The 10088-nt window shown below is 41.8% G+C and carries 13 protein-coding genes and 1 pseudogene; 11 read left to right on the top strand and 3 right to left on the bottom strand.

All coding sequences use genetic code 11. From position 1 onward, the window contains the following. Window positions 1-119: pseudogene (locus tag IM515_RS26020) on the top strand (IS200/IS605 family accessory protein TnpB-related protein); the annotation flags it as partial. A 280-nt stretch (window positions 120-399) separates the two neighbouring features. Further along, the gene (locus IM515_RS22350) at window positions 400-666 is read left to right on the top strand and encodes a hypothetical protein (protein WP_287626941.1); all 267 of its coding nucleotides are present in this window, start codon (window positions 400-402) and stop codon (window positions 664-666) included. 199 nt (window positions 667-865) lie between these two features. Here the strand turns inward: IM515_RS22350 and IM515_RS22345 are convergent, their stop codons facing one another. Together IM515_RS22345 and IM515_RS22340 are read right to left on the bottom strand one after the other, a co-directional pair. After that, window positions 866-1222 carry an iron-sulfur cluster assembly accessory protein gene (locus IM515_RS22345; protein WP_287626940.1) on the bottom strand — a complete coding sequence of 119 codons (357 nt, stop codon included), beginning with the start codon at window positions 1220-1222 and terminating at the stop codon, window positions 866-868. A 345-nt stretch (window positions 1223-1567) separates the two neighbouring features. Then, window positions 1568-1957 (bottom strand): DUF8738 domain-containing protein, encoded by a 390-nt coding sequence (locus IM515_RS22340; RefSeq protein WP_052276017.1) that lies wholly within the window; start codon window positions 1955-1957, stop codon window positions 1568-1570. Between the two features lie 295 nt (window positions 1958-2252). Here IM515_RS22340 and IM515_RS22335 point away from each other — a divergent pair, with 295 nt between their 5' ends. From IM515_RS22335 to IM515_RS22320, 4 genes are all read left to right on the top strand, one after another. Continuing rightward, window positions 2253-2594, top strand: coding sequence for a phage holin family protein (locus tag IM515_RS22335; protein ID WP_002767360.1), 342 nt, complete (start codon window positions 2253-2255; stop codon window positions 2592-2594). A gap of 578 nt (window positions 2595-3172) precedes the next feature. Beyond that, window positions 3173-3919 carry a TRAFAC clade GTPase domain-containing protein gene (locus IM515_RS22330; protein WP_287626939.1) on the top strand — a complete coding sequence of 249 codons (747 nt, stop codon included), beginning with the start codon at window positions 3173-3175 and terminating at the stop codon, window positions 3917-3919. Window positions 3920-4283: 364 nt separating this feature from the next. Beyond that, the gene (locus IM515_RS22325) at window positions 4284-5348 is read left to right on the top strand and encodes a roadblock/LC7 domain-containing protein (RefSeq protein ID WP_287626937.1); all 1065 of its coding nucleotides are present in this window, start codon (window positions 4284-4286) and stop codon (window positions 5346-5348) included. 108 nt (window positions 5349-5456) lie between these two features. Next, window positions 5457-6383, top strand: a complete 927-nt coding sequence (locus tag IM515_RS22320; RefSeq protein WP_287626936.1) for an RluA family pseudouridine synthase — start codon at window positions 5457-5459, stop codon at window positions 6381-6383. On the opposite strand, the gene bioU is transcribed toward IM515_RS22320, so the two are convergent. Then, complete coding sequence (bioU, locus tag IM515_RS22315; RefSeq protein ID WP_002767366.1) at window positions 6380-7381, bottom strand: (S)-8-amino-7-oxononanoate synthase BioU; 1002 nt, start codon at window positions 7379-7381, stop codon at window positions 6380-6382. The two genes, IM515_RS22320 and bioU, sit on opposite strands and share 4 nt — an antisense overlap. A 310-nt stretch (window positions 7382-7691) precedes the next feature. Here bioU and IM515_RS22310 point away from each other — a divergent pair, with 310 nt between their 5' ends. The 5 genes from IM515_RS22310 to IM515_RS22290 all read left to right on the top strand — a co-directional run bounded on the left by IM515_RS22310 (window position 7692) and on the right by IM515_RS22290 (window position 9752). After that, a complete protein-coding gene (locus IM515_RS22310) occupies window positions 7692-7907 on the top strand; it encodes a DUF2997 domain-containing protein (RefSeq protein ID WP_002752708.1) in 216 nt (71 codons plus the stop codon). Window positions 7908-7951: 44 nt separating this feature from the next. Further along, window positions 7952-8338, top strand: coding sequence for a DUF1257 domain-containing protein (locus tag IM515_RS22305; protein WP_002731926.1), 387 nt, complete (start codon window positions 7952-7954; stop codon window positions 8336-8338). Next, window positions 8338-8745 (top strand): ferredoxin, encoded by a 408-nt coding sequence (locus IM515_RS22300; RefSeq protein ID WP_002747586.1) that lies wholly within the window; start codon window positions 8338-8340, stop codon window positions 8743-8745. The genes IM515_RS22305 and IM515_RS22300 overlap by 1 nt, the downstream gene beginning before the upstream one ends. Before the next feature lie 291 nt (window positions 8746-9036). Further along, window positions 9037-9339 carry a hypothetical protein gene (locus IM515_RS22295; protein WP_287626935.1) on the top strand — a complete coding sequence of 101 codons (303 nt, stop codon included), beginning with the start codon at window positions 9037-9039 and terminating at the stop codon, window positions 9337-9339. A 173-nt stretch (window positions 9340-9512) separates the two neighbouring features. Continuing rightward, entirely contained in the window at window positions 9513-9752 is a 240-nt protein-coding gene (locus tag IM515_RS22290; RefSeq protein ID WP_002787103.1) for a DUF2442 domain-containing protein, read from the top strand. Window positions 9753-10088 lie beyond the last annotated feature (336 nt).

Raw genomic sequence — 10088 nt, 5'->3', positions numbered from 1 at the left:
TTCAATCTGATGTCATGGGTTCCTACAATATTTTACGAAAAGCATTCCCAAATGCGTTTAACCGCTATGGGATAGAGAGGTGCGTAGTTCACCCAAGGAGAATCAATCTCTCGAAGTAAAAGTGAAGGGAATTTCTGAAATGGAATTCAGTCTGTCTATATTTGACTATACTTTTGCTAACTATAATAATGGGGATAAAAATTAAAATCCTTCTGATACCATTTTTCTTTATTCTTGGCAGGTATCTTACCCCCCCTTGCCCCCCCGACGTCGGGGGGGCAAGGGGGGTGGGGGGTTAGGGCGATTAACCATCTCTGCCATTACTTATGAAAAATGGTATGATTTCAAGCTACCGACTGGACTGCGGTAGTCACCGTTGACTGATAACTGGTAACTGAAATGACCCCCCAAGCAATCCCTAAACTCAATCACTTACCCTCTGCCCTAGCCAGAGAGGGAGCCGTCTGCCTAGAATTAGAAGATGGAGTTGCTATATTTCGAGCCTCCACTGCCGTTCAGACTCGGATTGAAGAATTACTCCAACTAGAGAAACAATCAGCAATTACCCCCGCACAAAAGCAAGAACTCGATGCCTACGAAGAAATTGACGACTACCTCAGCTTTGTCAATCGTACCTTGCGGAATCTCAGTCAAAACCCCTCTTAATGTCTAAAAAGTTTTCCTCAGATTATTATCGTCTCTAATTCAGAGCAGGGTATCTAGCCTAAAAATGAAGGGTTCGCAGGCAGGCACGGATTCCCATTATATAAAAAGTATAGGTCAAGTCTCCGATTTTGTCAAGGGTTTTGGCAAAAAAAAATCGCCTCTGGGAGGCGGGGGTGAAAGGTATCACCCTGGAGAAATATTAAACGCCAAAAGACTTACCACAGCCGCAGGTTTGACTGGCGTTGGGATTAGTGAATTGGAAACCACCGCCGATCATCGCGTTGCTGTAATCTAACATGAGACCGTAGAGATAGAGCAGACTTTTTTTATCAGAGACAATTTTGAAGCCATCGTAATCGAAAACCTCATCTTGGGGGCCAATATTGCTAGGATGCTCAAAATCCATCATATAGGACATTCCCGAACAACCACCTTGACGCACACCCACGCGCAGACATAAATCCTGGCCCTGTTGCTCTTTGAGCGTGGTAAGGTGTTTGAGGGCAGCCTGACTGAGTAAAATTCCTTTTCCTTGAATCTGAGTAGCTTGTGTCATCGTTAGCAGGAACTCCTAAACGCAGTTGAAGGGGACATATAAAACTTTACCTTCTCCTATCCATCTTAACGATAGTTGAGGGCTGTTGACCGAATTACTGTTTACTTTTCCCAGCCTCACAGGGGTTATAAGGCAAAAAAGAGCAAAAAACTGGGATTATTAATTAAATAGGGTTTCTGCATACGACTAGGTTCTTGAAACAAACCATAGAGCCATTCTCAGCCGATTTTCGTCACCCAACGGGGTGCTTGAGACAATTCGCCTTCCCTGAGGGAAGGAAAATTAAATCAGGAAAACGCTGCTTTGGGGATGCCGAAAAAGCAGCCGGAAAATATCAAAAGAAATTTACTTTTCTAAGCGGAGATTAGTGCCACTGCTATCGGTGCGATAAACCCAAGTTTTTTGCTTATCAGTCAGAATAATTCGCCATCCTGGCACCAGCGCTTGAGTACATAATGCTCCCGGTTTAGCTAATCCTAAACAACCATCGGGCCAGGTTTGTGGTTGTGCTGCTTGAATTTGCAAGCGATTAACGGGTATCTTGGTTTTCTGACTCAAATGTTGACGGACAGCCTCGATGACCGAATTAGGTGGCTCAGGAGATGCTAAACTGGGTGGCACTGAGAGGAGAGAAAGCAGACTCATTAGCATGAAAATGCCAGTTGATACCCGAATTATTCTCGTTTTACCGATTTGTCCTTGCCAGTTCTGGCTAAAATTATTTCTAGATATCATCTTTAGTCTTGCCTCTTTTCTGGGAGTGATAGTCCGAGGGAATCTTCCTTTTTATTATCAGTGTCAGATCCCCCCGCCTATCGGCACCCCCCTTATCAAGGGGGGCAGGGGGGATCGAAGCTAAAATCCATTTTTAATTTAATTATAACCAGCTACTTATGTTCCTGCTCTGGTTTTCGAGCAGCGGCAGCAGTCAATGTCGGTTTTCGTTGTCATCTCCTGAAAACTTCCGTCTCTTTAAGTGGCGATGGCGATTAAAATAGATGAGGATGAACTATCTTAGATGGATGGACTTATGTTATCTTTTTTCCTCCGTTGGTTGATTACCGCCGTCTCTTTATTGATTACAGCGCGAATAGTACCCGGTATAGAAATTAAAGATTTTACCGTGGCTTTGATAGCTGCTGTCGCTTTGGGTTTAATTAATGCTATTATTAGACCCCTGTTGATTCTTTTTACCCTGCCTTTAACTATTTTAACCCTAGGGTTATTTATTTTTGTGGTCAATGCCATTTCCTTTTCTTTAGCCTCCTATTTTATCAGTGGCTTTGAGGTAAAATCATTTTTTGCCGCTCTATTCGGTTCGATTGTGGTTTCGATCATTTCAGGAGTTCTCAATGGTTTTTTTGTTGAATAAAGTGACCAATAATTCGGTTGTTTAAAACAGCTTGGCTTACTCTGATCTAGAGACGTTGTTATAACAATGTCTCTCTATTTTTTGGAGATGAGGAAATCTCTACTGATTTGCTCTGGCTTTTGTCGTTAAGTAGCTGGTTATAATTAAATTGAAGATGGGTTTTGGGTTCGATCCCCCCTTAATCCTAGGGTTGATTCATCCTAGGGTTGATTCATGAATCAACCCTACCCTTAATCGATCTTTAACAAGGGGACATCTCAAAGTTTTTAACACCTACCTACTTAAAAATCAGGAAAATTTAATCCCAAGATTTCCATCTCAAGCACCGAGAGCAAGTTCCATTACTATTAGAATAGTAACTTTTTGTGAAGATTTGGTTAACCCGGATGATCCGAGGGGACAAAACAAATATAATCATCTTAACCATCTTTCCAGACAGCATAACTACAAGAGTGCAGAATGGAATTGTTGAGCTAAGGAGATTAACTAATCTCAAGTCAATTTTTCTCGTCTGTGTTGGCTTGAGAGACACAATCATCGTCGCAAAAGTTTTTTTCATTCAATTTAGAGGTTTTAAAATGACTAATAATCAGGAAAATCTTAGTAAAGAAAACCCAATTTATACAGTTCTCAGTATCGGTCAAAGAGGAGCAGGAAAAACAGTTTTCCTAGCGGCATCTTATCAGACTTTAAAAAATCCAGCAACTTGGGGAAATCAGGCTAATATTGTCTTCAGATCTCAAGAGGAAGAAAGTGAAGAAGATATTGAAAAAATTCTCAATTATGTCGCTAGAACAGGTCAATATCCCCCCGCCACTTTAAAAATTAGTAACTTTGATTTTAGTTTAGAGAAAAAAAGCGGTGATCAATCGGAGAAAATAGCGACAATTCGCTGGTGGGATCTACCGGGAGAAAGTTGTCAAATCTATAATTTAGCTTTTGTCAATATGGCTTTACAGGCTAATGCTTGTTTACTGTTTTTAGAGGCAGCAAGTTTATTAAATGATTCAGACAAGCATAACAATTACCTGAAAATTTTTCAAACCTTGATCGAGATAATTAACTATAATAAAAATAGGTTTAATTTAGGCATTATTATCAGCAAATGCGATCTAGTTTTTTCCGACCAAAAATCTTGGCAAAACCTACAATTAAAAGTCCAAAAATTAGAGCAAAAACTGCGAGACCAAAAAGTTAATCACCGTTTTTTTTACTCAACAGTTTTAATTGATTCCCAACAAGGCACGCTGCAAGCAAATCAAGCTTTAGACTCCCTATCTTGGTTATTGTCTCAAATCGATCAACAACTGGTAAACTTTTCCTAAACGACCAGCACTATATCCGAACTATTTACAGAAAGATTAGCCAAAAAATCTCTCAAAAATCTGCTGACTTTCTTATAGCAGTTATCTTAACGGTGAGAAATGTCGTCAAATAAGTAGTAGTGCAAAATTAATTTCCTAGTCGAGACTCCGAGACTCCGAGACTCCGAGACTCCGAGACGGGAGACAGCTATTAGGTATCGGATTTGGGTTTTCAGTTCTCTGTTTGCTCACATCAGCAGAAGTCTTACGGAGTAGTGGCTTAGATGTGTAATTAATTTTGCTTAGGCCTAAAAACTAGAAACAAGACACAATTGTGTTAAAATTATTTATAATAGCGCACAAAAGTGCTTAAAGGTTACAGATCATGTCCTTGCTCGTTGAACAACTGATTTATAGCAGTTTCTCGCAACTGGGATTTAAATATATCGCTAGTGCCAATGTCCCCCTAGGGATTCAACAGTTTTTTTATCAACATATAGTCTCTCAGTTATGGGACACCTATAATCCTCCAGATAGTAAATTTAAAGGAGTCTATATCTATCAAATTGACTCCCATAACACCCTCTTTGGTTGGTTAATTAACGATGGTAAGGATGAATTTGGTCGTGGGGATATACCTTACTTTCATTGTTATTATTTACAGGAACTACTCGACTCGAAACAACTATTTAAAATTCTTGCCTGTCTAGAAGCAGGTCCCCTAAAACGTATTGCCAGAGATGAGGCTAAAATCTCCCTTGAACCCTTAACTTTAGCCGACAATTATCAGGCAAATGCCTTTGAATTAGGGATTAAACTTTCTAAAGATATTCGTCTGTTTAGCCACCAGCAACTGCGAGAAAAAAAAAACCTGCAATGGTTTATCTCCTCGAAAGAAACCAAAGAACGACCACATCCCACCGATAATAACTATGATAACTCTAAAAATACCGTACCTAGTCAACCAAATTATCAGGTAGAAATTGCCAAAATCCTGCAAGAATTAGCCGAAAAACCGCTCGCTATTGAGGGGATCATGCTTGTTTCTCCCCAGGGTCAACCTTTGACTGATTCCATCGGCATGGAACACAATAGTGCTTTAATCTTAGCAGGAACAATGGTCTATCTTGTCAATAACACAAAAGAGGAATTAAGCTGGTCTGATCTGGAACAAATTGCTGTTCGCAGTCCCCAGGGTCATCTGATCTTAACCCCTTGCAGTGACCAAGCTTTTCTTTTAGTGAAAACTGGCAAAACGATCACGGGATTGTTAGAGGTAGAAATCCAAAAAACTCGCTCAAAATTAGCAAAAATTCTCGCTATCTCTAACCCCACCCCCCAAACCCCCCTGTTAAATCCCACAGTTAATCCCCTCCTTGATTCCGTTGTAGAAGAATTCGAGATCGTCCTCGAAACCGAAGATAATAACAATGCAGATATTCGTTACTAGGGTAGAACCTTACAGTAATCAGTAATCAGTCCTGATGAAAAAATTTTCACCCCCACAGATGAAAGAGGTTTCCTTCCCTAAACCCTACACCCTGATCACTAAAAACCGATGAACCAATTAAACTTAGAAGTTGCGGGAAAAAAAGAACGTTTAGATGCTTGGATGGGGTCACAATTGCCCGATTTATCGAGATCGAGACTGCAAAAACTGATAGAACAGGGATATATACAGTTAAATGGTCAAATTTGCACCAATAAAAATACTAAAGTTGCTCAAGGCGATCGCCTAAAGATTACCATTCCCGACAGTCAACCCCTGCAATTAAGCGCCGAGGCGATCGAGCTTGATATTCTTTACGAAGACGAATATCTGATTATTATCAATAAACCTGCCGATTTAGTGGTTCATCCGGCCCCCGGCCACGAATCGGGAACCTTGGTTAACGCTTTACTGCATCACTGTCCAAATTTAGCCGGAATTGGTGGAATTCAACGCCCCGGTATAGTTCACCGTTTAGATAAGGATACCACGGGCGCGATCGTTATTGCCAAAACCGACCAGGCCCATCAACACCTACAGGCACAATTAAAAACCAAAACTGCCCGCCGGGAATACATGGCCCTTGTCCACGGTGTCCCCAAAAGCGAAACAGGTACAATTGATCTGCCGATCGGTCGTCACCGCAGCGATCGCCAAAAAATGGCTATTATTGCCGTGGAAAAAGGCGGTAGAAATGCTGTCACTCACTGGCAAATCAAGGAAAGACTAGGCAACTACACCTTAATGGAATTTCGCCTAGAAACTGGCAGAACTCATCAAATTCGCGTTCATAGCAGCCACATCGGTCATCCGATTCTTGGGGATCCCCTCTATAGTTCCGGTCGTTCCATCGGAATTAATCTACCCGGGCAATTACTCCACGCCTATCGTTTAATCTTAATACATCCGGTCACGGGGGAGAGCCTAGAAGCGATCGCTCCCTTACCCGCTATTTTCCCGAAAGTTTTAGCTATTTTACGGCAGAGAAACCCCTAGCGCACAAATTGCGGCATAATCTCCGCTGCTGTCCATAATCCGTAGATACCGCGACGATGCAGGGAAACCCCCGCTTTCAGATAACCAAAAGCTGGCCCACAGACATTAGCCGCCATACTGGTTTCATCACCTAAAGTGAAGGTATGGGTAGAAATTTTGCCTTCAAAAGTCCGCCCCGTGACTTTAACATTGGTACTTAAAGGCTTTTTCGGGTTGCGCGTATCCACCACACCCCCGACGGAAACCCGCTCGCGTCCACAAATTCCAGCCAATTCCAGCATAATATCGTCCGCGTGTTCCATGTTTTCGAGGCTGAGAATGCCATTGGTTTTATTTAACAGCATTTCCACTTCCGCGTCACTCATCTGGTGGGCTGTTTCTGGGTTGTAACCGGGTAAATGGGCGATATCTTCGCGAATAGTGGCACGATAAGCCTCCCAGTTGGCAATTCCCACACCAAAGGTAATTTTAACGCTATGAATCTCTGCATAACTCTGGGCAGCTAGGGCAGCGGCCGCAGTTAACAGTCCGGGGGTAGCACCGCAACCGGTCATGTAGGTGATGCCAGCGGCTTCTAGGTCTGCTTGTAGTGCTAAGATTTGTGCCATGGCGCTGGTACGTTTGAGAGCATCGACTAAAACCCCGCGCCAACCTAAGCGAATGAAAGTTTTAGCGATATCGGCCATGAAATTGTTAGGTAAATTCGGTAAGGCGAGAAAATAGCCTTCTACATCGGCAGTTTTGATTAATTCCTCGATACTGTTCTCGCTGAGACTGCCGTAATTTTCCAGATAACCGATCGAACCCTGGTCATGATAAATTTTGTTACAGGTATTGACATCTAGACCGTCTTTGTGGTAAGCAAAACCGGCTTTGTCGGCGGCGGCAGTCCAAAGCATTTCCTGTTTGGGGGCGAGAATTCTAGCGGCAGCCTGTCCCAAACCACCAAAACCTAAAACACCGATCCGAAGGCGATCGCTGGCTATTTGTTTATTCATATTTGTTCTGATTCCTATAGACAAAATTCTATGATCTCGGCGGTCGTGGTTCGCCGTTGCATCTCCTTTATTTTCAATTTATCGCTTCAGGTCGTCTTTTTTGTGTAGTTTTGTTAAATTATGCCTACTAGGTTAAGGTTCGCCCTTGACGATGAAGAAAAGTTACGGGAAACTTACAAAAAATGAAAGTGGTTGGCTCAGATAATATAAAGTTTTGCTAAAATTTTAACCAGATTGCTACGATTAGCAAACTATCGTAAATTAAAACGATAGGGAGCTTTGCAAACCCCAGATCACGCCGAGAAGAGCTATGAGCATGGAAAGCCTAGAGTTTATCATCTATCCCGATGGTCGCGTCATGGAAAAGGTGACAGGCATAGTCGGTTCATCTTGTCAAGAGGTGACGGCGGCGATCGAGGCACAACTCGGGCAGCTGATGTCTCAAGAGAAAACCTCGGATTATTACCATCAAACCGTCAGCCAGTCAGAGAAAGTCAGCAACGCAGCCACTTTTAGCGACTGGTAATTTTTCATTTTTCCCAATCCCTTTATTTAAGCCACTGAAAAGCCATGTCACACTTTAGCAATATCAAAACCAAAATCCGCGATCTATCCTACCTAAAAGCCGCCCTCAGCGATATGGGGATGGAATGGAAAGAGGGTTCCCACCCCGTCAAAGGTTATCAAGGTCAAACTTTAAGCGCAGAGGTGGTAATTGAACAAGATAACAATTACGATATCGGTTTTCGCTGGAATGGTAACGAGTACGAGTTAGTTGCCGATTTACAATACTGGCAACAACCCCTAACCGTAGAAGGATTTTTAAGAAAAGTAAATCAAGGTTATGCCTACCACACCATTCTGGCAGAAACTGCTAAACAGGGTTTTCAGGTGGCAGCACAGGAAAAAAATACTGATGGTTCCATTCGTCTAGTGGTACAACGTTGGAGCGCCTAATGGCTGATTTTTCTCCCGAACGCTCTGGTTTTGAACCAGAGTTAGGGGGATTCCTAAGAGATTCCCCCGATCGCACTGGTTTTGAACCGGAATTAGGCGGTTTACTGCGCCAGAAAGCGGTTTACGTCGATGAGGTCACTTGTATTGGTTGTAAACACTGCGCCCACGTTGCCCCCAATACCTTTTTTATTGAAGGCGAATACGGTCGCTCTCGTGTCTATAATCAGGACGGTGACGAAGAAGAAATTATTCAAGAAGCGATCGAGACTTGTCCGGTTAACTGTATTCACTGGGTTAATTATAATCAGTTGTCATCCCTTGAGGAAGAACGCAAACATCAAGTGATTAAACAGTTAGGTTTTCCTCAGATTCACAAGAAATTTAGCCCCGCAGATTTAGACATTTAGGGTGGATAGGTCTAGCCTAATCCACCTATTATTTCCTAGCAGTCATGGCAGCGGTTCTCGATCGAATCCGGTACAGTTCTCAGGGGAAATAATCCTAAGTAGCTAGGTATTGAAAACTTTCAGATGCCCCCCTTATTAAGGGGGGATTAAGGGGGGATCGGCACCCCCCTTATCAAAGGGGGATTAAGGGGGGATCGGCACCCCCCTTATCAAGGGGGGCAGGGGGGATCGAACCTAAAATCCATTTTTAATTTAATTATAACCAGCTACTTATCTCGGATTTTAACGACAATGAATACCCAACTGATTGATTCTCTCGCGCGAATTATTCTCTCTCTCTCCGAGGAAGAAAGAGAGTTACTGAATCGAAAAATTGAGAGCGAACAACGGGAAAATTTGCAGACTAACGCTCAAATTTTGGATTTAGAAACCCGTGTCAAGCAATACGAAAATCAATATCGCATGAGTTCGGAAGAATTCTATCCTAGATTTCGTTCTGGTGAGCTAGGGGACGCTATGGATTATTTCGAGTGGAATGTTTATTATGAAATGCTATTGGCAGCTAGAAAAGAGATAAGTTTACGATCAAATTAGATGGAGATAGCCGATTATATTCCCCTAGTTAAAAGGAAATTATCTGAGAGTTCGATTGTGAACTCTTTCGCGATTGTCGATGAAAGAATTTTATTCGATCAAGGTTATTTCCGAGAGAGAATCCTTCGATTTCAGGACAACAACTGTATAAAATTGAACCACTGAGATAAATCATGAACCCTAGAGTTAAAGAAGTTATCCCTTTGCCAAACTATCAATTACAACTCATCTTTACTAATGAAGAAAAGAAAATTTATGATTGTTCACCACTGCTCGATTTTGGCATCTTTCAAGAACTTAAAAACAAACAGTATTTTAATCAAGTAAAAATTTTAGATGGTACGATAACTTGGCCGAACGAACAAGATATATGTCCTGATACTCTCTATCTTGACTCCATTTCCCAAACCTAGAACAGTTCGATCGAGGAAACCCGACAACTTCGCATAAAATTTAGGAAGCATGAAAAGTAACGCTCCCACTGATCAGATGTTCTTTCGCTACAGCCTTTCTCAGAAAGATGAGGTTAGTTATTGTTGCTAAAATACTTGATGAGTAAGGATTACTCTGTACTTCATCTCTAGGAGAAAGAGTGAGAAATTTTCTACTTACCCGGTGATTGCTGTGGGGAGGGAAAAGTTAGAGGCAATCGGGGCAAAATGATAAGTATTTTATATGCAAATACCTTCAATACTTAAAAATATTTAAATTTACAATTGGTAATATTTATTTTTACTCAAGAATTTATT

The organism is Microcystis sp. M44BS1 (genome assembly GCF_020244875.1).
Lineage (GTDB): Bacteria > Cyanobacteriota > Cyanobacteriia > Cyanobacteriales > Microcystaceae > Microcystis > Microcystis panniformis.
This window is presented reverse-complemented; position numbering and strand designations above follow the sequence as displayed.